Annotated in this window: 20 protein-coding genes and 2 pseudogenes; 1 reads left to right on the top strand and 21 read right to left on the bottom strand. The window is 60.3% G+C overall.

All coding sequences use genetic code 11. The features are described from left to right. Positions 1-30 precede the first annotated feature (30 nt). From F3Y30_RS06590 to F3Y30_RS06580, 3 genes and pseudogenes are all read right to left on the bottom strand, one after another. On the bottom strand, positions 31-558 hold the full coding sequence (locus F3Y30_RS06590; RefSeq protein ID WP_203425691.1) for a hypothetical protein: 528 nt from the start codon (positions 556-558) through the stop codon (positions 31-33). Then, positions 555-922 (bottom strand): annotated as a pseudogene (locus tag F3Y30_RS06585) (hypothetical protein). The gene F3Y30_RS06590 and the pseudogene F3Y30_RS06585 overlap by 4 nt, the downstream one beginning before the upstream one ends. Before the next feature lie 25 nt (positions 923-947). Beyond that, positions 948-1493: a rod-binding protein gene (locus tag F3Y30_RS06580; protein WP_203425690.1), complete on the bottom strand. Its 546-nt coding sequence runs from the start codon at positions 1491-1493 to the stop codon at positions 948-950. A gap of 43 nt (positions 1494-1536) precedes the next feature. Between F3Y30_RS06580 and F3Y30_RS06575 the strand changes: the two genes are divergently transcribed. Next, on the top strand, positions 1537-1902 hold the full coding sequence (locus tag F3Y30_RS06575) for a hypothetical protein (RefSeq protein ID WP_203425689.1): 366 nt from the start codon (positions 1537-1539) through the stop codon (positions 1900-1902). A 26-nt stretch (positions 1903-1928) separates the two neighbouring features. Here F3Y30_RS06575 and F3Y30_RS06570 read toward each other — a convergent pair whose 3' ends face one another. The 18 genes and pseudogenes from F3Y30_RS06570 to F3Y30_RS06485 all read right to left on the bottom strand — a co-directional run bounded on the left by F3Y30_RS06570 (position 1929) and on the right by F3Y30_RS06485 (position 20229). After that, entirely contained in the window at positions 1929-2333 is a 405-nt protein-coding gene (locus F3Y30_RS06570) for a hypothetical protein (protein WP_203425688.1), read from the bottom strand. Positions 2334-2343: 10 nt separating this feature from the next. Next, positions 2344-3096 (bottom strand): flagellar biosynthetic protein FliR, encoded by a 753-nt coding sequence (fliR, locus tag F3Y30_RS06565; protein WP_203425687.1) that lies wholly within the window; start codon positions 3094-3096, stop codon positions 2344-2346. Beyond that, on the bottom strand, positions 3093-5180 hold the full coding sequence (gene flhA, locus F3Y30_RS06560; protein WP_203425686.1) for a flagellar biosynthesis protein FlhA: 2088 nt from the start codon (positions 5178-5180) through the stop codon (positions 3093-3095). Before flhA ends, fliR begins: the two co-directional genes overlap by 4 nt. Before the next feature lie 386 nt (positions 5181-5566). Then, positions 5567-5833: a flagellar biosynthetic protein FliQ gene (locus F3Y30_RS06555; RefSeq protein ID WP_203425685.1), complete on the bottom strand. Its 267-nt coding sequence runs from the start codon at positions 5831-5833 to the stop codon at positions 5567-5569. Beyond that, positions 5830-6255, bottom strand: coding sequence for a flagellar hook assembly protein FlgD (gene flgD, locus F3Y30_RS06550; RefSeq protein ID WP_203425684.1), 426 nt, complete (start codon positions 6253-6255; stop codon positions 5830-5832). The genes F3Y30_RS06555 and flgD overlap by 4 nt, the downstream gene beginning before the upstream one ends. Next, complete coding sequence (flbT, locus tag F3Y30_RS06545; RefSeq protein WP_203425683.1) at positions 6249-6695, bottom strand: flagellar biosynthesis repressor FlbT; 447 nt, start codon at positions 6693-6695, stop codon at positions 6249-6251. Before flbT ends, flgD begins: the two co-directional genes overlap by 7 nt. Further along, positions 6692-7039 carry a flagellar biosynthesis regulator FlaF gene (gene flaF, locus F3Y30_RS06540; protein WP_203425682.1) on the bottom strand — a complete coding sequence of 116 codons (348 nt, stop codon included), beginning with the start codon at positions 7037-7039 and terminating at the stop codon, positions 6692-6694. Before flaF ends, flbT begins: the two co-directional genes overlap by 4 nt. 37 nt (positions 7040-7076) lie before the next feature. Beyond that, positions 7077-8126: a flagellar hook-associated family protein gene (locus F3Y30_RS06535; RefSeq protein WP_203425681.1), complete on the bottom strand. Its 1050-nt coding sequence runs from the start codon at positions 8124-8126 to the stop codon at positions 7077-7079. A 3-nt stretch (positions 8127-8129) separates the two neighbouring features. After that, positions 8130-9560 (bottom strand): flagellar hook-associated protein FlgK, encoded by a 1431-nt coding sequence (gene flgK, locus F3Y30_RS06530; RefSeq protein WP_203425680.1) that lies wholly within the window; start codon positions 9558-9560, stop codon positions 8130-8132. Positions 9561-9599: 39 nt separating this feature from the next. Then, complete coding sequence (locus tag F3Y30_RS06525) at positions 9600-10796, bottom strand: flagellar hook protein FlgE (RefSeq protein WP_203425679.1); 1197 nt, start codon at positions 10794-10796, stop codon at positions 9600-9602. 114 nt (positions 10797-10910) lie between these two features. Continuing rightward, positions 10911-11582, bottom strand: coding sequence for a response regulator transcription factor (locus tag F3Y30_RS06520; RefSeq protein WP_203425678.1), 672 nt, complete (start codon positions 11580-11582; stop codon positions 10911-10913). 280 nt (positions 11583-11862) lie between these two features. Next, positions 11863-12432 (bottom strand): lytic transglycosylase domain-containing protein, encoded by a 570-nt coding sequence (locus tag F3Y30_RS06515; RefSeq protein ID WP_203425677.1) that lies wholly within the window; start codon positions 12430-12432, stop codon positions 11863-11865. Beyond that, positions 12365-13789 (bottom strand): flagellar hook-length control protein FliK, encoded by a 1425-nt coding sequence (locus F3Y30_RS06510; protein WP_203425676.1) that lies wholly within the window; start codon positions 13787-13789, stop codon positions 12365-12367. Before F3Y30_RS06510 ends, F3Y30_RS06515 begins: the two co-directional genes overlap by 68 nt. Next, positions 13786-15137: pseudogene (gene motC / locus F3Y30_RS06505) on the bottom strand (chemotaxis protein MotC). The gene F3Y30_RS06510 and the pseudogene motC overlap by 4 nt, the downstream one beginning before the upstream one ends. 3 nt (positions 15138-15140) lie before the next feature. Beyond that, positions 15141-16379 carry a MotB family protein gene (locus F3Y30_RS06500; RefSeq protein ID WP_203425675.1) on the bottom strand — a complete coding sequence of 413 codons (1239 nt, stop codon included), beginning with the start codon at positions 16377-16379 and terminating at the stop codon, positions 15141-15143. Next, a complete protein-coding gene (locus F3Y30_RS06495) occupies positions 16376-17044 on the bottom strand; it encodes a hypothetical protein (RefSeq protein WP_203425674.1) in 669 nt (222 codons plus the stop codon). Before F3Y30_RS06495 ends, F3Y30_RS06500 begins: the two co-directional genes overlap by 4 nt. A gap of 307 nt (positions 17045-17351) precedes the next feature. Next, on the bottom strand, positions 17352-18635 hold the full coding sequence (locus F3Y30_RS06490; protein WP_203425673.1) for a flagellin: 1284 nt from the start codon (positions 18633-18635) through the stop codon (positions 17352-17354). 343 nt (positions 18636-18978) lie between these two features. Then, positions 18979-20229, bottom strand: a complete 1251-nt coding sequence (locus F3Y30_RS06485; RefSeq protein ID WP_203425672.1) for a flagellin — start codon at positions 20227-20229, stop codon at positions 18979-18981. Positions 20230-20378: the final 149 nt, after the last annotated feature.

Below are 20378 nucleotides of genomic sequence, written 5' to 3'. Positions count from 1 at the left end.
CCGTGTCCACGGATGCCAGTGACAGTTCGGTCAATGGCCGCCTTCTGCGGCGGACTCCTTGGCCGGAACTTCACCCTTTACGATCGTCTTCGGTGTTTTCGTGGCCGGCTCGTGCAACTCGGTCTTGGTCAGGTAGTCGATCTGCTCGATGAAGACTTCATCGATGATCTCTTCCTTGAACCGCTTGTTCAGGCCTTCCTTGACGGTCGTGCGGAACCCGTCGACATCGAAACTGCCCGCATCGCTGATATCGATGACCTTCTGGCCGGCGAGCATCGTATACAGTTCGTCGGTGATCATGTCGGCCACCGGCACGGTCTGCTTCGCTGCCATTTCCTTGTTGGCGGTATATGCGAGACGCACCAGGAAATAGCCCTTCACCTCTCCGTCGCCGATCACGGGAACAGTCGTCACGCTGCCGGTGACGAGTTCGAGGGCCGCCTTGCGGGCTGCAGCCTCCTCGTCCACCTTCGGAGCCGCCGCCATCTGCATGGAGAAATAGACGGAAGCGAGCGTGATGACGCAGATCCAGACGCCGGAGACGATCAGCTTGATCATGAACGAACGCCCATCCGGAACTGCTCTTGCGAATACGTGCCGTCCGCCTCCATGTCATGAACCGCATTCTTGAGCAGGGTCACGACAGCGCGGACCGCTTCCAGATGCGACGACACGCGCTGGGCGTTGGCGGCAAGCTTCGTTCTCAGACGCGCCAGTTGGTTGGAGAACATTCCCCCAGGTCTTCGGCACGTACGTCGCGCGAGAGCATTGCCAATTCATAGAGGCAGCGGCTCTTGTGCGCGTTGGACGTCGCAAGATCGAAGCCGGGGTCGCGCCCGATATTGTCGTTCTCCTTGTCGATGATCGTTTCCAGGCGACCGAGAACCGTACGGATCCGGACTTCGTTCGTTGGATTTTCCATTCAGGTACCCCCAGATTGCGAATGCTTATGAATTTTCTTGGTTCTTGACGCCGGGTGTCAGGTCGGCGAACGCCTCGCGCTGCAGCTCCTGAACCATGCTCGTGGCTACACCGCGCGTTTCCCTCTCGATGGTCGGGGTCACGTGCTTGCTGTCCTTGACAAGCGTCTCGGCGATACCGATGCCGCCGCCCTTGGCGATGACGTCGCCAATCTGCTCGGCCATCATGCCCCGCCAGATCTCGCCGGCCGTTCCCTTGCCGTAAACGTCCTCGCTTTCGGCGGGCAGCATCGACTTGACGAAGTTCTGAAGCACCATGGCCTCGAACTTGCGATAGGTCTCCGGAACCGCCTTGTCGGTGGCCTTGGCGGAGCCGGTCGCGCTTACGGTGGAAGCGCTGTCCCTGTTGAGGATGCCGACCGCCGCGTTGAAGCCATTGCCGGCCTCGGCAAGGCTCGTCGCCTCGAAGGCCGCCCTGTTCGACTTCAGTTTCGCCTGTGCCTGCTGCACCTCGGCCGGATCAGCCGCGCGCACGACATCGAGCACCAGATCGCTTGGAGGGGAAATCGCCACGTCTCTTCACCTTTCTCGCAGACCGCAAAGCCAGCGGCCCTTGATGCCGGCGCACTGGAACGGGAACGAACGCTGCCTGCCCGCTAGCTCCCGAAATCTGCCGCTCGGCGACGTTCGGAACGCAAGCGGCAAACTGCAGCAACGTCTTGAAACCGGACTATCGCTTCTCAACCTTACGGGAGGCTGGAGCGCCAACGAGGCGGCGCGGCATTTGAAGGACGACATGGCGCGCGGCCGGCCGACAAGGCGTGCCGCGATCGGTATGGGTCGCCTTTCACTTCACGTCGTTGTTTTTTTGAAAGATCTTCTGCCCTGCTGCTACACCACGCTGGAGCATAGCCGCATTTCTTTGGACCGGGACAGCGACCTAACCTGCTGTTTCGACGGAATTTTAGGCGAAGGACATTAGGCACCTTCGCAGTGTCGGCTTGTCTTCTAGCTGTCGGAGCGTTTGGTCGCGAAAGACTGGTCGATCAGGTCATAGATCGAATTGTCGTCGGCCTCTCGGGTCTCGTCCGCCCGTGCCTCGCGCATGTGCTCTTCGAGACGGTCGCCCTTGGTCCGCTCCTTGATGACGCGGCCCTGGTGCATTTCCTGCACGTTGGCAAGCATCTGATCCTTCTGCTGAAGCTTGCCGAGACGGCCCGAATATATGCTGGAGAAGTTTCGATGGACGGGGTGAAGCGAATTGATCGCTTCCGTGGTGGAATCGATTGCCTCGCCCAGCTCCTGACGTTGCCTCGTCGCCGTTGCCAGATCGATTTCAGCCATCTGCTCCAGATGGCGTTGTACCTCCACCAGGCGCTTGAGTTTGTCCGATCGGTTGTTCTGACCCGCCATGGTTTCCGCCTCAGCGCCCCTCGAACACGGGCACGAAGCCGTTGGCGAAGATCTCCAGCAGCGACGAGATGCCAAAGTAGAGCAGGAACATGCCGCCGGTTATGAGGAACGGCAGCGAGATGAAGTAGATCGGAAGTTGCGGCGCGAGCTTGTTCACCAGTCCGACCGCAACGTTGAAGAGAAGGCCGTAGAGAATGAAGGGGCTCGCAAGGCTCAGCATGATCGTGAAGGTCTGGCTGAGGGCATCGGTCAGCGATATGAGGGCGCCCTGCGGACTGAAGGTCCCGCCCATCGGCATCGCCGTGTAGGAATCGACCAGCGCCCGCATCACGACATGATGGAAATCCATCATGAAGAGCACCGTCAGTCCGGTAAGGCTGATCAGATTGGTCAGCTGGTTTTCCGCCGCGTCCTCGAGGATGTCCTGCGACGGGGGACCGGTGAACCCGATCATCATCGTGAGAACCGTACCGGCGAACTGCAGCCCGAGAACATAGTAGCGGGTGATCAGTCCGATGACCCCGCCGATGACCGTCTCGATGGCGATGATGCCGATATAGGTGCTCGTCGGTCCGGAGACCTTCGGATAGATCGTGTCCCACATGATCGGAAGGACCGCCATCGAGATGGCGACCGCGAGGAACAACCGCACCTGCATGGCAATCCGCGCCGACGAGAACCCGGGCAGCACGAGAAAGCATCCGCCGACACGACAGAAAGCGGCGAACAACGCCAGAATCGTGCCCTGCGGATCCTCAATCATGAAATCGAGCCGAGAATCTTGATTTCGATGCCCTTGGCAAGTTCGACGTGGGAAAGGACCGGCAATGTGGCGAACAGGCGCTCGATGATCATGCGCACATAAGAACGGGATTCGGGCGACGTGACCAGCACAAATGGCGTACCGCGGTCGAGAAATTCACGGATAACCTTGGTCGCCTGCTCACTGAACTCTTCAAGGTTGCGGGGATCGATATCGAACTCGACGATTTCGCCCTTCGCATCTCGCTTGAGCGCCTGGTGGAACACCATGTCCCACTTGTTTCCGAGACGCAGCACCGGCAGTACGCCGTTCTCGGCAAGGTCGCCGCAGATCTGCTGGGCCATGCGGATACGCACGTGCTCGACGATCTGCTCCGTCTTGCGCACATGCGGCGCGAGTTCGGCAACCGCTTCGAGAATGAGGTGAAGGTTGCGGATGGAGACGCGCTCGGCGAGGAGCAGCTTCAGCACCGCCTGCAGGCCCGAGTAGGACATATGCGACGAGCAGATTTCGTCGGCGAGCTTGCGGTACTCGGGGTCGAGACGCTCGATGAGGATCTTGACATCCTTGTACGACAGGAGCTGCGGGAGGTTGTTGCGGATGACTTCGCTGAGATGTGTCAGCACGACGGAAACGTTGTCGATCGGATGGAAGCCTTCGCGCTTCAGGTCCTCCGTGAAGGCCTCGAGCACCGAGACTGCCGGCATGCCGAAGGCGGGTTCGCGGATATCGTCACCGGGCACGCTTGGCTTGCGACCGCCGCCCGTGACGACAAGTACTTCGCCGACGCGCACCACACTCGATGCGATCGTCGTACCGTGAATACGAATGTGATAGGCCTTGTCGGGAATGTTGAGGTCGTCTGAGACCTTGATTTCCGGCACCACGAACCCGTACTGCGAAGCGAACTTCTTGCGCATCTTGCCGACGCGGAATGCGAGTTCCTGATGGGCGCCGAGCAGGCGGTTCGACACCTGCTTGCCGAGAAGAAGCTCGATCTCGGCGGTCTTGAGCACCGATTTGACCGAGTCCTTCTCCTGCTGCTTGTTCTGCTGCAGCTTCTGCGCTTCCTGTTCGCGCTTGCGGCTGTTTTCCTCTTCGAGGCGGCGCGGAATGATCCAGCCGCCAAAGCCCATGATGCCGCCGAGCGCGATGAAGGGGAAGAACGGAAGACCCGGCATCAGCGCGAGAAGCACCATCAGGCCGGCTGCCACGAGCAATGCGCGCGGATAGCCGCTCAGCTGATTGACCACGGCCTGATCGGCCGAACCGGGTGTCGCGCCGCGCGAGACGAGCAGGCCGGCCGCGAGCGAAACGATCAGTGCCGGGATCTGCGACACAAGACCGTCACCGACGGACAGCTTGACGAAGACGTCGGCCGCTTCGCCGATATCCATGCCATGGCGGAAATAGCCGATGATGATACCGCCGAAGACGTTGATGGCGGTGATGAGGAGGCCTGCGACGGCATCACCGCGCACGAACTTTGAGGCACCGTCCATCGAGCCGAAGAAGGAGCTTTCGTCTTCCAGCTCACGGCGGCGACGCTGTGCTTCCTTCTCGTCAATCAGGCCCGCCGAAAGGTCGGCGTCGATCGACATCTGCTTGCCGGGAATGGCATCGAGGGTGAAGCGCGCGCCGACTTCGGCGATACGCGTCGCACCCTTGGTGATGACGATGAAGTTCACGGTGATCAGGATCAGGAAGACGATGAGACCGATCACGAAGTCGCCCGACATGACCAGGCTGGAAAAGCCCGCGATCACTCCGCCGGCCGCGTCATGCCCCTGGTGCCCGTGCGAGAGAATCACGCGGGTCGTGGCAATGTTCAGCGCCAGTCGGACCATGGTCGCGATCAGCAGGATCGTCGGGAAGGACGAGAAATCGAGCGGCCGCTGGATCCACAGCGACACCATCAGGATGAGGACCGAGAAAGCGATCGAAAACGCCAGGCCCATGTCGATGAGAAATGGCGGTATGGGCAGGAACAGGATCGAAAGGATGGTCACGATGCCCATTGCGAATGCGATGTCGCGTCCGCTGGGGCCGGTCTTCGGTATATTTAGAACTGGTACTTGCGCCATCTGTCTTCCATCTCGTCATGAGAGGTAACGGCTGATCATGCAGCCGCTCGTGCCTGCGTCGGAACGAGAACTAGCGGTTGAAGCTTGCGCGAGGGTGGCAGAGGGCAGTGACGCGGGATCCGCTCGGAAAGGCAGGCGCCGGAGCGCATGCGAACAGGCCTACAGCGGAGGCCCTTAGCGTATCGTGACCCGTCGTGGCCGCGATTCGCTGCGGTGCCAGCAAGTGTCTGGAACGTTTGCCAAATCAGATGATCAGAACACGCGCTTTGGAAAGAGGCGGAAGGCTCGAGAAGATATCGCGTCCCAAGGGTATCGCTTCACACTCTTGAGGCAATCGCTGTCACGATAGTCTCCCAATACCGGCTCCCGCCATCGGAAAACGTGCTTCAGAAGCCCGATTCGATCCGCGAAAACACGATGTTGGTAAAAATGGAGATCTGCGCGCCGATGAAGGGCGCCGAAATGGCGACGGTGACAAAGATCGCCAGGATCTTGGGGACGAAGGTCAAGGTAATTTCCTGGACCTGCGTCAGCGCCTGAATGAAGGCGATCGTGACGCCCACGAGCATTGCAGCAAGAACCGCGGGTCCGGACGCCATGACGACGGTCCAGATGGCAGCTTGGGCTATATCGAGGGCGTCTGCTTCATTCATGAAGGGTCGGAAACCACTACACCGGGGCCGATAACGATTTCATCGCCCGAATCAAGCGTCGCGACGATGCCGTCAGTATATAGGGTGACTTCCTCGACGACGCCAGAGATTGTTCCGTCGGCGCTTGTCACGGTCTTGCCCATGACCGAATTCGCCTCGTCAATCGACGTACGCTGCAGCAGACTTTCGAGGTTGCTGTTCGTCTTGATCGTCTGCTCCACCTGCGAGAAGGTCGCAAGCTGAGCCATCTGCTCAGTGGCGTCCATCGGCTCGGTCGGATCCTGGTTCTGGAGCTGCGCGACGAGCAGCTTCAGGAAGCTCTCGTAGTTCAGCGTCGCATCCGTGGAGTCCGTCGAGGACTCAGTCGCCGACACCGTCGGGACATAGGTCGAGGACGTCGTGCTGGATACAGAGGTTACCATGGTGCGATCTCCTTGCGAATTTGCTCGATCGTTGCCGGCAGCATTTCATGGCTGTTCAGGATGCGGTCCTCGATCGGATAGAGCGCACGGATCGCCTTCAGCGCCTCGAACGCGCGGCCCTGCGTCACAAGCGCATCCACACGCTTGAGCTCGGCCAGGATCTCTTCGTTCTTGAAGCAGGAAAGAAGCATGATCACCGACTTGCGGAACATTGCGATGGACTGTTCTGCCCCTTCGGGGTTGATCAGTGCCATCTGTGCGATGAAGTAGAGCTGCCGAAGGGGCGTCGTCGCCTGTTCGGGCTGAAGGACGTGGTTCTCGAGGAGGAAGGTCACGTCGTTCAAGAACTCGATCGCAACCTTGCGATCGACCCTCAGAACTGCCCCGTTGACGAAGATTCGCTCGCCCGACTTCAGTGATATACGCAGAGTACTTTTCATTTTAGGCCATCCCTGATGATGGTGGTGATATCGATGATCCCCTGGAAGTTGTCGGACTTGCGTTTCCGGACGGCCTCGGTCTCCCGAAGGATCCAAATGGCGATCGAAATGAGATTGGCCTTGAGCTCCTTGTCGAGCTCATTTTCAGGATTGCTCAGATCATCTATGAAACGCACCCAGACACGCCGGGTATAGTAAGCCGCCTCGATCGCCTCGCGGCCGAAGGTCGGAGCATTTTTTGCCGCAATCAGCAGCGCGATCGAACGGTCGAGAACCTGTCGTTCCCGGTCCTTCGAAAGTGCAACGCCGTCCTCCATGATTTCGGCATAGGAAAACTGGTACATTCAGACATCCCTCATGATTGTCTTTTGCCTCTGTTCATCAGAGGTAGTTGACGAGGCTGAGATCCTGCAGCTTCGACGTCAGCGTGTAGGCGAGAGAAAGCTGGGTTTCGAGCGTATTGATGCGCGTTGCCGCCTCGTAGGTATCAACCGAGACCATGTCGCTGATGCTGGTCGTCAGAATGGTAATCTGGGTTTCCAGCGATGTATTGGCCTGCTCGACGCGCGCCTCCGACACGCCAAGCGTACTGCGGGCGGCATCGATACCGGTGATGCCTTCGCCGATGTAGGCGAGCGAAGCTTCACTGACCGTGCTGCGCGTGGCACTCGAGAGATTCAGATTGAGCAATTCGTAGCCAATCACGGCGCCGAGGGCGAACTTCCTCATGCCGTCGATGTTGGCATTGGTCGAGCTCTGGATGACTTCGCTGCCGCTGATCCGGCTCGTCATGTTCTGGTCGGAAGCGGTGGACCAGTCGTCCCAGCCAGTGCCCATGTAGGACGTTTCGAGTTCAGCGATGAAATCGGACATCTGGTCCGAGGTGATGTCGGCTGTCTGGGCGTCGGTCTGCGTGAAACCGAAGAAATCGACAAACGCCTGGTCGAACGCCGTCTTGGCAGCGGATGCCGGATCGCTCAGATAGTCGCTCACCGGCATGACATCGGTGTTGATGCCTGCGAAGAGGTATTCCCCGGCGTAGGACGTGTTGACCGCGCTGGTGAAGATCGAGAGGGCGTTCGCGTAGCTCTCCTTGGCCTGGTCCAGCTGATCCTGGGACTCGGTGCCATCGAAGGTAATGTTCGTTTCCATGGCCGAATTGGCGGCCTCGGAGATTTGGCTCAGTGCGCCCTGGGAGGCGGCAAGCTTCGAAGTCGTCAGCGCATTCATGCTCACGAAGGACTCGAGCCGCTGCATGTCCATCTCGAGGTTGAGCGAACGCGCGGTCTTCGCACCGAGCACCGCGCCGACGTCGGCATAGCGGCCGGTGACGCTTTCCTCCTCCAGCTGCAGCATTTCCTTCTGCGCCTGCGCAATGGTCTGGCGCATCGCATTCTGGAGCGTGAGGTTCGATACCAAAGAAGTCTTCATGTGTTAGCCCGCCGCTTCGAGGAGTGCGGTCATCATCTCGTCGACCGCGGCAACCAGTTTTGCAGATGCCTTGTAGGATTGTTCGAGATCGAGGAGCAGCGCCAGTTCCTCGTCGAGGCTGACCGCCGTCACGCTCGAAAGCGCCTCCTGCGTCCGAGAATAGAGTGCCGTCTTGTCGTCGCTTGCCGTGGTTGCGGCGCTACGAAGCGCTTCGAGCCATCCGACGGATGCCGTCGAGAAATCGAGAATATTGTTGGTGGTCGTGAGGGCAGTCGAAGAGTCGAACGAGAGCGAGGCGTCGAACTGCGTCATGTACCCGTTCAGTACATCGGAGAAGCTCGCATAGTCGTCCGTATTGAAGTCCGTGTTGATGCCGTCGCGCAGCAGCAACGGGTCGCCACCCTCCGAGGTGATCAGCGCCGGGTTTACCTCGATGGTGCCGGCCATGCCGCTGACCATCGAAGTCTCGACAGTGCCGCCGCTCCACGTGAAGAGGCCGACTGTCGCCACCCCACCCACGTCTTCAGAGAACATCGTGATGAGGCCGCGCGCCGTCTCGTCGAGCTGAGCCTGGAACGTCGGTGCGATGTCGTCGCGGATCTGAAGCAGTGCGGCGATCGTGCCCTGCGCATCGGTGTTGCCGCCGCTGCCCGCTTCGACGGCAACGCCATCGATCAGCACGGCATTGCCGGTCACTCCGGCCGTGTAGGTCGCGGTCGCGGTAAAGCTCACTTCGCGCGGATAGGTCTCGAAGAGGACGGTGCCGTCGCTCGTGTAGAGCACCATGTCGTTGTTGGTGCGGGTGACGGTGCTGACCCCGATGATCGCGGAGATCTGATTCAGGATGTCGTCGCGCTGATCGAGCGCGTCGTTGATATCGGTGCCGGCCGCCGTTCCGGACTTGACCTGGTCGTTGTAGGTCTTGAACTCACCCAACAGGCGATTGAGCTCGTTGACCGCCGTCGCGATGTCCGCGTCGGCTTCCGTGCGAAGCTCCTGCACGGCCTGGCTTGCGCTGTTCAGGGAGTTCGCGACATCGATAGCGTTGGCGACGACCGTTTCCGCAAGCGACGCCTCGCTGGGCTTGTCGGCGAATGCCTGAAGATTGTCGCGCAGGGTGGCGAGGTAGGTCGAGGTCGAAAGCTCGTACTCGTCGCCACCCAGCACTGTCTTGAGCTGCTCGAGGCCGGCGAGAACCGTGTCCTGAGCATAGGACTTCGAGATGCTGAGCAGGTTCTGCTTCTGGAGCGCTTCGTTCTGGGCGCGCTGCGTTTCCACGACCGACGCGCCGTTGTCGGCGGTCGCGAGAATCGCGGACCGCCGGGCGTAGGCGGTGTTGCTCGCATTGGCAATATTTTTCGAGGCGACCGCGGTCTGTAGCGCGGTGTTCGAGAAACTAGACTGGGCAGTCTTTATTGCTGCTGAAAGCGACATCGTCTCAACCTATTTCCTGCGTTGCATGCTCAGAGGGTATTACCGCTTGAGGTTCACAAGCGTTTCCATGAGTTCCGAACCGGTCTGGAACACCTTCGAGTTCGCCGTGTAGTTACGCTGCGACTCGATCATCGCAGTCAGTTCCTCGGCGATATCGACGTTGGAGTCTTCGAGCGCACCCGAGACGATGCTGCCGTAGCCGTTGCTTCCAGCATAACCCATGACGATAACGCCGGACTCGTTGCTCTGGCTGTAGACGTTGCCTGCGAGCGGCGTCAGCATGTCCGGGCTCTGCACCGATGCCATGGCGATACGGTACTTCGGCTCCAGTTCGCCGTTGTCGTACTTCAGCGAGACGACACCGTCGCTGCTGATCTGGTAGCCGACGACTTCGCTGGCAGCGTTGCCGTCGATCTTGCCGTTCGAAACGTTGAAGTCTGCAGAAAGCTGGGTCGAACCGGCAATGCTGATGTCGAGGCCACTCAGTTCCGCACCGCCGATGGTCTGGGCAAGCGTGGAAATGGAGGTGGGGCTCTGAAGCACGCCATCCGCATCGAAGGTCAGGGTTTCCGGGGCCGAGAGAACACTCGTGCCGTCATAGGTGACGTCCAGTTCCCATTCGTTGTCCGCGGTCTTGGTGTAGGTGAATTCGAGCAGGCGGGTGTTGCCCTGGCTGTCATAGGCAACCAGCGATGTGGACTTGGAGTAACCGACGGCCTCGCTGGAGGGCAGGTTGACGTCGAGAGCTCCGGATGTCGAGCCGGTCGCCGACAGGGAGCCGGACGAGAGGTTGATCTCGGTCAGTCCGTCGTAACCGTTGACGACGATGGTCGGATCCTCCGTCGAGGAGTACTCGTAGCCCATGAGGGTGTAGCCGGCCGAATTCTGCATCGTGCCGTCGTCCATCACCGTGAAGGCGCCGGCGCGGGTGAGATATTCGATACCGTCAGAGCCCTGAACGATGAAGAAGCCGTCGCCGTTGATCGCGAGGTCGGTTGCCGAGGTCGTGTAGGTGAACGTACCCTGCGCCGAAATGGAGTAGCGGATGTCCGTGGTGACGCCGCCGGAATTGTAGGCCCCGTTGGTCGAAGGCAGAATCAGGGAGGAGAACTGCGTCGAGGCCTTCTTGTAGCCCGTCGTGTTCGCGTTCGCGATATTGTCGGCGACCGCGCTCAGTCGGTTTGCCTGGGCATTCATACCCGACACGCCGGTTCTCATCGTTCCGTAAAGGCTCATGACAATTCCTCGTTTCAGTAGTCGATGCAGGGTAAAAAATGGGCCTTGCGTGAAGCTGTCTGTCGTCCGGTCCGCTTCTCCAGACGACACTTCAGCCGGCGGCCCACGCCGGTATCAGTTCCAATCGATGCAATAACCGAGGAACCGCTTGGAATCGATCGGATCGAAACCGAGCTTCTTGCGCAGCTTCTTGCGAAGCTTGCTGATGTGGCTTTCGACGACGTTCTCTTCGACGTCCTCGTCGAAGATGCCGTAAATCGCGTTGAAGATCTGCGTCTTGGAAAGGCGCCGGCCGCGGTTGGCGACCAAGTACTCCAGGATGCGTCGCTCGCGACGCGGCAGGGGAAACACTTCGCCGCTGATCTCCGGATCACGGCCGTCGGAGAATACCCGGATCGCTCCGATATCCGTGAAGTTGGCCAGTGCCTTCAGCCGGCGGCGGATGGCCGCGGCACGTGCGAGGATCTCGCGGGGATGAACAGGCTTGCGCACCACGTCGTCGACACCGCAGTCGAAGAGTGCAAGCGTGTTTTCGAGCGAATGGCTGTCGCTGACCGCGATCACCGGCGCCTGGGAACGATCGCGAATCGCTCGCGGAAGCTCCATGCTTTGCTGGCCCTGACCGATCAGAAACGCTTCCACAGCGTCGATATCGGTGTCAGCCGCCGTATTCACCCATTCGCCGAATTCCTTCGGATCGAACCCGGTGGAGGGCACGCCCTCGCGCCCAAAAAGAGAAGTATAGCCGTCCTTAACGAGCTCGCGCTCATCAACCACTACGATCATTCGTCCGCCTCCGAATCAGTGTGGTGTTTCGATGTCAGAGTGGTACGAATCGAGAGAATCTGCGGCAACTAGATAAAATAACTGGCTGATTTTAATAATTGATTAAGAATTGTGGCATGATTTGCGCTATATGTAGTAGGTCGCGTTAACTATGACACTATTTTCTCGTGGAAAAGTTAACGAATTCCCGGACGCACCCTTGCCCGCCACAATGAGCCCATTTTCTCGCCACATTATGTTGCGGCGCAACAACGTTTCTGATTTTCAATTTTAGGTTGTATTACTGGCAGAACTTGCGAGCGTTCGCGGTCCAGTTCCCATAGCCGGTCGCAACGAGATTTGCGATCACCCGACAGACGTACTTCTTCTGCGCGGGATCGTTGTTCGGTCCCGCGTGATAGCGTGCGACGGCCATCGTCCATGTCTCATGGCGAGCATGGAGCCTTGAGAGGAAAGCAGCCGCATACTCCACATTTCGCCTAGGGTCCAGCATTTCGGCCGGCGATGCGAATTGATCGCCGTGAAAGTGATGGTTTATCTGCATGCAGCCCAGATCGATGAGCTTGGCACCTCCCGCACGCGCCTTCTGGAACGCGCGGAGTGCCTCTTGGGAGCTGCCGGCAAAGAAGGCCTTGCCTTCGATGTTGAGCGCATAGGGCTGCAGGGAGCCCTTTACGCCCGTCTCCGTGAGACCGACCGAATAGAGAATGCCGGGCGGTATGTCGTATTTTCTGGCAGCCGCGATGATCTCGCGTTCGCACGCACCAACCGATGCGCTCGCGCTAGAGGTAAACGCCGCCAGGCTGCTGAGACTGAGTGCCAGCAATAGCCTGCGCCGAGCCCTGATCATTCGCCCCTCCCCTTGAATTCCACGTCGACGAGCCTTGCTGGCTTCCGCTCTGCTGCCCGCTGCGGCCATCACCCGGCTGCTGCTGCTGGCCGGTGAACTGCGGTTGCGACTGACTGTTGCCCTGCTGCCCACCGGACGCACCCTTGTCCGTTGGCGTGAACTGAATGCTGACCTGATCCACGGCGAAACCATGCGACCGCAGGGCCTTGACGATCTGATCCTGGTCGTCCGTCAATTGACGGTAGGCTTCTCCGGTCTCGACCTGCAGCGAGACCACCAACTCGTCGCCCGAGAGGCGCAGCGTCGCGGTCACGAGGCCAAGGTCGATCGGGCTCATCTGGATCTTCAGCGTGTTGACGGTCGTGCCCGTCGCCGAGGAATCGAGGCCACTGGCGGACGTCATCTGCGCTGCCCAATCGGGATCCTGCGCGATCGCTGCCGTCACTGCGGCCGAATTGCTGCTTTGCGCGAGGCCGAGGTAGCGCCGGGATTCGATCACGGTAACGGCATCGGATTTTGCGGTCGTCGCGGCGTTGGCATCGCGGATGGTCGCGGTCTCGCCATCGCCCGAAATGCCGAGTTCCATCTCGCGGCCCTTGCCGTCCGCGCGGATCAGCCGGAAGATCTTGTCCGTCTCGGATGGTTCTGCCTCGACCTGTTCGGCAGCATCGGAGGCACTCTCCGCCACATCCGCGGTCGTTGTCGCGCTCGTCTTCTGCTCCGTCTTCGACACCTTGCGCTCGGACAGGTCACCTCTGTCCGAAGTGCCTCCCTTCGCCGTTGCCTGGCCGAGGACTCCTTGGGCGGCACCGGCGAGCAGGCTTGCCTGCTGCTCACCCGAAGCCGTTCCTGACAGCATCGTCAACAACTGGTCGACATCCGTCGAGGTGGAAGCGTCTGTCGCATCGCTCTCGCCGTCCTCCTCGACGCTCTTTTCGCCGGTCGCACCAGTTGCGTTTTGCGCCTTGCCAATCAGCTTGGAGAACTCGCTTCCGACCTTGGTCCGGCCGGCTTTCTCTTCTGCGTCAGTGCCGAGCGTAAACTGTTCTGTGGTCTCTTCCGTGGCACCCTCGCTGCCGCTGGCCTGGGTTCCCAGAGCGCCGAGCCCCAATCTGGAGAGAGAAAGCTTGTCGCCAATGCCTGACGTCGTCGTGTCCACAGCCGTCTCCCCCTGATTCAGGTCCAACCTGCCGCGGCTCTTGCGCTCGCCATCGCCGGAAACACTCGCGAAGGTTTCTGCAAAGCCCTTGCCGTCGGACGCGGTGCTGCCTTCCCCGTCGGTCTGATCGGTGTTTCCTTTCGTCACCACCGGCTTACCGGTGGCCAACGCCAAAATCCCACTATCAATCTGGGTCAACTGCCTTCTCCTTTCAGGAGCGAATCGATTTCCTCTAGCTTCGATCTGCCGGTCGCCAGAAAGCCATCGAAGGCGGGATCGCGTTCGGTCCCGCCCGCCGCCGACGCGGCGGCCTCTGCCTTCTGTCCATCTTCAGCTTTGGGAGCATTGCGACCGTCGTCCCCCTTCGCCGCGACTGCGCTGCCTCCTGCTCGGGGATCCATCCTCTGATCCTCCAGTTCGGCCTCGGTCAGCCCTTCCCCAGGTTCGGGTCTACCAGCAATTCCGGACTTTCCTCGGCGGCCTGGTCTTCTTCGGCCACCGGTTCGCGCAGCACCTGTTCGGCAACCGCCCTAGCGGCGGCCTTGAGTGCGCGGTCCTTCGTCGAGAGTTTCTCGTCGGGAATGGAGATAATGGTTTCCATCGCCTGGCTGACATCGGCGGACGAGACCGTCGCGAGACCCGAGTAGAGATCGGCAAGTGCCTTGGGCACCCCTTCCCCGTCTTCCGCCAGCTCGTGCGCCCTCTCGGCCGAGAGCGTTGCGAGCCTGTTCTTTCCCGAGATGGCGGCGAGCCTGGCCATGCGCAGATAGATTTCCCGTCGCCGCGGCGAATCCATGAAGGACAGAACCTCGAGGATGTCCTCCTCTTTCATCTTCTCGAAATTGTCGACCGAGAGCTTGACGAAGAGATCCGCGAATTGGCTGGCGTAAGGCGAGTGCAGGAAGCGCCGCGCATAGCGGTTCGAGTAGGCGAGCGCCTTGTCGGACCAGCCCGCATTCGTCGCAGCATAGATGGAACGCCGCACCGCAGCCTCCTCCACGATGGTTCCCGGCGCGGTAAGGCGGGCCCAGTCGAAGTATTTGAGTGCGAGCGCCGGATCTTTGCGGATGACCGAATTGGCCGATACGAGCGCGAGATAGGCGCCGATCGGAGACTGCTTGTATTCAGGGAATGTCTCAGCCAGCGACTTCGAGGTTACGGATCCGCGGCCGCCCAGATAGCTCCGGATCGCATCCGTGATGCGGCTGTCGAAGTGCCCGGCGATGTCATTCTTTGCGAGAATGTCGAGCGTCTCGGGATTTCCCCCGCTCATGGCGTAGACCAATGCCGCATCGACGTTACGTGGATCCCGAAAGATCGAGGGGTCGGCCGTGCGCAACCGCTCATCGATCGTCGAAATGAGGAAACGCTGCATTTCCATGGCCGAATGATCGCCGAGCACGACCGTATCCTGCACATATTGCAGAGAGCGGATCATCTTGTACGGCGCGAGATCATCCTCGCCCTGCGAACGCGCCGGCGTCGCGGCGGAAAGTCCGGCCGCGACGACGATGAGAGCAGATTTCAGGCGGCGTGTGCCTCTCATCCATTAGCCCTCGTCAGACTGAATGAGGATTTCAATTCGCCGGTTCTGGTCGGCCAACGGATTGTCCGGCACCTTCAGGCGGCGGTCCGCGAAGCCGGTGACCTGGCTGACGCGGGCTTCTTCGAGCCCACCGCGCACCAGCATGTAGTAGGCGCTTTGCGCGCGCGCCGTGGAGAGACGCCAGTTGTCATAGCTTCCGCCCTTGAAGGGCCGTGCGTCAGTATGGCCCCGGATCGCGATCGCGCCCTTCCTCTCCGCGAGGATCTTGCCGATCTTCTCCATAGCGAGGACCATCTCCTTGCGCGGGAGCGCGGAGCCAACATTGAACATGGGCGTATCGAGCTGGTCCGTCAGGCTCACGAGCAGTCCGCCCTCCGCCGGCGTGACCGTCAACCCTTCCGCGAGCTTGCCGACGGCTCCGATGGACGCCTCGATCTCCTTCTTGAGCTCCTCGGCGTCCTTCGCTTCCTTTTTGTCCTTTGCGGCTTTTTCGGCCACTTCGGCGGCAGAAGCAGCCTTGTCTTCCTTCGGCAACTCGCCGTCCTTGGGCGCTGCTGCCTCGGCTACTTCCTTGTCGGCCACGTCCTTCTCGGCCGCGTCGGCGGATTTCGCGGCAGTGGATTCAGGCTGCGGCGAGCCTTCGCTGCCTGCGCTCGTTGCCTGGCTTATCTCGACCTGCTGCGTCCAGAAGTCGGGATCGAATGGATCGCGATAGGCCTCGCCTCCATCGGCACCGGTCGCCGGCCCGGCGTCTGCCGCGCCGCCGTCACCCTTGGCGCTGACATTCGCCTGCTGACCGACCTCCTGAGCGATCTCCGAGAGAACGGAATAGGGGTTCTCGAAGTAGTTAGCCTCCGAGTATTTCGTTTCCTCGCCGGCGGTGGCGCTCTGGTCCTTGCCCATTTCGGCGCCGTTGCCTTCGGCCTTCTTGTCGCCCTGCTCCTTGGACTTGTCCTCGGTGTTCTCCCCTTCGGCATCCTTGCCCGGCTTCTGCACCGACTTGTTGGCCGGCTTGTCGTCGGTCAGCTTGATCGGATTGAAATAGGAGGCAATTGAAGCCTTCGTCTCCTCGTTCGCGGCGTTGACGAGCCACATCACCAGGAAGAAGGCCATCATGGCGGTCATGAAGTCGGCATAGGCAATTTTCCAGGCAGCCGAATGATGGTCGCCATCGTGATCACCATGTCGCTTGATGATGATGATCTCGTTCTTACCGTGATGATGATTTTCGCCTTCACTCATGCCAGCACCTTACGAACGGTGTCTGCCCAGGCGGCCATCCGTGTCACCAGGATGGTCTCGCCGAATTCGACCGTCAGATCCAAATCCTCTGCCTCGACATGCCGGAAAGCCGGCACATCCGAGCCAAAATGCGATATCAATGCCCCGAAGAGGCGAGCGGGGCCCTTTACCGTCACCGTCAGGCCCTCGCCGGCCTGCAGACCCTCGGCGATCATCTTCGCCATGTCGGCGATAGCCTTTTTCTCGAGCACTTCGTCCATCACCGGGGCCAGGACGTGTGCCGCCTGGGTGGAAACGAGGTCCGAGAGCTTCGCAGTCATCGTGGTAAATCGTTCGGCGAGTGCTGCGGCATACTCCTTCTCGTAGCGCCGCCGCATCGTCTCTATCTCTGCCTTGTGTTCTTCCTTCAGCGCCGCAAGTTCTGCGGCATGGGCGGCGGAAAGCTCGGCTTCGGCTTCCGTGCGCCCGGCAGCCTTGCCGTCGGCGTGGGCTTCGGCGCGCTCCGCCGCGACGTCGATCCTCGGCTCGGGCGCCGGCAGAGACATCGTCTCCCGCACGGCAACGCTCGTGTCGTCTGCGCCAAAGGACGGCGAGCGGAACAAGTTCGGCGCCCTGCGCTCGGCAGCGCCGAAATCCTTGAGGTAGCGCGCAATCTGCGTGTTCATCGTCCAACCTCCGGAGCCTGTGCGGAAAGGCGCTGCCAGCCGAAAACCCGCCGGCAAGACCGCGGGCTCCTGTTGGACCGAAGATGGGATACGCTCGTACCTGACAACACCGCTGACATGTCTCCTTGGACGTTGCGCTTTCTTCGCGAAGGGAAGGCGCACAATCTTCCTGACTGCAGCGACGAAACTAGGCGGCCAAACTTGTGCGAGGATGAAGGTGTTGGGTCGCACCAGGGCAAATAGTGCGACCCAACGCTCGTGCCGGGAGCCGATGACCGCGGTCCGGCGGAGAGGAAAGGTTCCAGCCTTAGTTCTGGAACAGCTGCAGGATGTTCTGCGAGTTGGTGTTGGCGATCGAGAGCGACTGGATGCCGAGCTGCTGCTGGGTCTGGAGCGCCTGCAGTCTTGTCGATTCCTCGTTCATGTCCGCATCCACCAAGCGGCCGATGCCCTCGTCGATCGTGTCCGTCAGGGTCGCGATGAAGCTCTCCTGCATCTCGATGCGGCTCTGGATCGAGCCGAGGCCCGATGCAGCGCTGGTCATGGCAAGCAGCTGTGTGTCGAGATACTGGGTGAGCACGTCGAGAACGTCCTCGTCCTCATAGGTCTCGCCCGTCATCGCTTCCATTGCGGTCGCGAGACCACTGAGATTGGTAATGTCCAACGTCGAAACGGATACGCCGAGGTTGCGGTTCGAAAGCGCGCCCGTAGAGCTGACCGAGAAGTAGTAGTCGGTTCCGCCCGAGCTGTAGGCGGGCGTCGTCGTTGCCGGAGCGGTCGCCGGATCCGTATCCGTGACGGCGACCCACGTGTCGGTGTCGACGCGATAGAAAAGATTCGTGCCGTCGTCCCAGAGGTTGGAATCGGCGCTGTTGTTGGTCGTTCCAAGTGCAGCGAGATCGGCATCGGAGTAGGTCGTTGCCGCGTACTTGGCCGTCGTGACCGTTCCCGCGCCGTCATCGGTGGTGACCGATACGGTGGTTTCTGTGTCGGAAACGAATGCCATCTCCGAATCGAGGATGCCGAGCTTGCCGCCGCTGAGGTCAAACAGGACGGTACTCGAGTTTAGGGAGTAGTCGACGGTCTTGACGGCGACCTGACCGGAGGAGGTGCGGATGAAGGAGGCGACGACCTGTTTGACAAGCGGGTTCTCGACTGCAGGAGAACCGCCGTCACTGATCGAATCCTGCAGCCAGTTCTCACCGGAGAAGGAGGCTGATTCGGAGATGCTGGCGAGCTGGTCCTGCAGCTGCGCGATTTCGTCCTGGATCTTCTCGCGGTCGGCTCCGACGCCGTAAGCGGCCACCAGTTTCGCCTTGATTTCGGTCACGACCTCGATCGCGCTTTCCATGGCGGCATAGGCGGTATCGACCTTCGCGGCGCCGAGGCCGAGGGCGTCCTGCACGGTCGAAAGCGCGCGGTTGTCGGATCGCATGGTCGTCGCGATCGACCAGTAAGCGGCATTGTCTGCGGCGGTTTCGACCTTATAGCCGGAGGAAACCCGCGCCTGGGTCGTTTCCAGGTCACTGTCGATGGCGCGAAGCGTCTGCAACGCCGCCATGGCGGCGCCATTGGTCAAGATGCTGGTCATTGGCAACTGTCCCGATTGTTAAGGATTTGCAGGCCGGAGTGAAAAAACCGGCGACGACGGAGCCGCGTCATGCGCTCTTCGACCAACTGTTTGCCCTGGGTCGAAGTCCGTCTTCCTTAATAAAGGGTTAACGCTGAAATAGTTAACAAATGGTTAACGCCGGGCTGCCCCCATTAGGAAAAATGAAGAAAACGTAAATTATTCTTCCCGCATGAACGAACGCATCGCTGTTGCGCCAACAGCAAATACGAAAAACCGCACCCCTTGCGAGGTGCGGTTTCTCTTTCCGGATTTCCTGCGCCAGTCAGGGCGGGACGAAGTCGCCCCTAGCCAAGGGCGCCGCTTACTGACGGAAGAGCGACAGGATATTCTCGGAATTGGAATTGGCGATCGACAGCGACTGGATGGCGAGCTGCTGCTGGGTCTGAAGGGCCGACAGGCGTGTCGATTCCTCGTTCATGTCGGCGTCCACGAGACGGCCGACGCCGGAGTCGATCGAGTCGGTCAGGCTGGAGATGAACTCTTCCTGAAGGTCGATGCGGGTGGAGATCGAGCCGAGCGCGGAGGTGGCGCTGATGACCGCCTCGAGCTGCTGGTCGACGTACTGGATCATGAACTCCAGGGCGTCGTCCTCGGTGAAGCTGCCGCCCATGTTGGAGGCGATCGTGCCCAGGTCGGTGATGTCCAGGTCGTAGACCGAGAAACCTACATTGGCATTGGTGACGCTCGTCGGGGTGTTGGCGGTGTCGACGTAGTAGTCGGTGGTGCCGTCGTTATAGGCAATGGCCTGTCCGGTCGTGGGAGCGGTGGTGGTCAGCTTGACCCACTTCTCGCTATCGACCTGCAGATAAGTATCCGTGCCATCGGTGGCGACCGTCTGCGAACCACTGGTTGCGAACGTCATGCCGGCCGACATCATCAATTCGTCGGTGCTGTAGGCCTTGACCGCTACGTCGGAGTCGATACCGTTCACGCTGATCGTGACCGTGATGCCGTCGGTACCGGTGAAGAGTGCCTCGCTGTCGAGAATGCCGGCGCCGTAGCCGGTCGTCGCATCGGCACCTTCGTCGAAGAGAACCGTGCTGCTGTCCAGCGTGTAGTCCACAGTCTTGACCGAGACCATGCCGGAGGAGTCGCGGACGAACGAACCGACGACAGTCTTGGTCACGCTGCCGCCGCTGATGTCGGCCTGCAGCCAGTTCTCACCGGAGAAGGAAGCGGATTCGGAAATGCTCTTCAGCTGATCCTGCAGCTGGTCGATTTCCTCCTGGATCTTCTCCTTGTCGACGCCCGCTTCGGTAGCTGCGACGAGCTTCGATTTGATTTCTTCGACAACGTCCACGACCGATTCCATCGCGGCATATGCCGTGTCTACCTTGGCGCCACCGAGACCGAGGGCATCCTGGACGGAGGAAAGGGCGGCATTGTCGGAACGCATGGTGGTCGCGATCGACCAGTAGGCAGCGTTGTCGGATGCGGTCGCGACGCGCAGACCGGATGAAACGCGCGCTTGTGTGTCTTCGAGGCTTGAGTCAATCGAGCGCAAGGTCTGCAGAGCGGCCATGGCTGCGGTGTTGGTCAAAATGCTGGTCATATTTCTTGCCCCTTGAATGGCTGATTGAAAAAGGGACATCCCGGTTTCGCCGGGAACGATGATCTGGCCTGATGCCCGTTAACCACTTCTTCGTCTTGGTTAACCCATCGTTGCGATGGCACCAGATAACTTAAAGAAGGTTAACAGTT

Source organism: Sinorhizobium sp. BG8, assembly GCF_016864555.1.
Classification (GTDB): domain Bacteria; phylum Pseudomonadota; class Alphaproteobacteria; order Rhizobiales; family Rhizobiaceae; genus BG8.
Note: the sequence above shows the minus strand (reverse complement) of the source record. Positions and strands in the feature narration are given on the sequence as shown.

Coding starts and splice junctions, on each gene's coding strand:
- F3Y30_RS06485 (WP_203425672.1), bottom strand. CDS start 20,229: ATGACCAGCATTTTGACCAACACCGCAGCCATGGCCGCTCTGCAGACC.
- F3Y30_RS06500 (WP_203425675.1), bottom strand. CDS start 16,379: ATGAGTGAAGGCGAAAATCATCATCACGGTAAGAACGAGATCATCATC.
- F3Y30_RS06495 (WP_203425674.1), bottom strand. CDS start 17,044: ATGAACACGCAGATTGCGCGCTACCTCAAGGATTTCGGCGCTGCCGAG.
- flaF (WP_203425682.1), bottom strand. CDS start 7,039: ATGTACCAGTTTTCCTATGCCGAAATCATGGAGGACGGCGTTGCACTT.
- fliR (WP_203425687.1), bottom strand. CDS start 3,096: ATGATTGAGGATCCGCAGGGCACGATTCTGGCGTTGTTCGCCGCTTTC.
- flhA (WP_203425686.1), bottom strand. CDS start 5,180: ATGGCGCAAGTACCAGTTCTAAATATACCGAAGACCGGCCCCAGCGGA.
- F3Y30_RS06570 (WP_203425688.1), bottom strand. CDS start 2,333: ATGGCGGGTCAGAACAACCGATCGGACAAACTCAAGCGCCTGGTGGAG.
- F3Y30_RS06520 (WP_203425678.1), bottom strand. CDS start 11,582: ATGATCGTAGTGGTTGATGAGCGCGAGCTCGTTAAGGACGGCTATACT.
- flgK (WP_203425680.1), bottom strand. CDS start 9,560: ATGTCGCTTTCAGCAGCAATAAAGACTGCCCAGTCTAGTTTCTCGAAC.
- F3Y30_RS06525 (WP_203425679.1), bottom strand. CDS start 10,796: ATGAGCCTTTACGGAACGATGAGAACCGGCGTGTCGGGTATGAATGCC.
- F3Y30_RS06590 (WP_203425691.1), bottom strand. CDS start 558: ATGATCAAGCTGATCGTCTCCGGCGTCTGGATCTGCGTCATCACGCTC.
- flbT (WP_203425683.1), bottom strand. CDS start 6,695: ATGAAAAGTACTCTGCGTATATCACTGAAGTCGGGCGAGCGAATCTTC.
- flgD (WP_203425684.1), bottom strand. CDS start 6,255: ATGGTAACCTCTGTATCCAGCACGACGTCCTCGACCTATGTCCCGACG.
- F3Y30_RS06575 (WP_203425689.1), top strand. CDS start 1,537: ATGCCGGCGCACTGGAACGGGAACGAACGCTGCCTGCCCGCTAGCTCC.
- F3Y30_RS06535 (WP_203425681.1), bottom strand. CDS start 8,126: ATGAAGACTTCTTTGGTATCGAACCTCACGCTCCAGAATGCGATGCGC.
- F3Y30_RS06515 (WP_203425677.1), bottom strand. CDS start 12,432: ATGATCAGGGCTCGGCGCAGGCTATTGCTGGCACTCAGTCTCAGCAGC.
- F3Y30_RS06490 (WP_203425673.1), bottom strand. CDS start 18,635: ATGACCAGCATCTTGACCAATGGCGCCGCCATGGCGGCGTTGCAGACG.
- F3Y30_RS06555 (WP_203425685.1), bottom strand. CDS start 5,833: ATGAATGAAGCAGACGCCCTCGATATAGCCCAAGCTGCCATCTGGACC.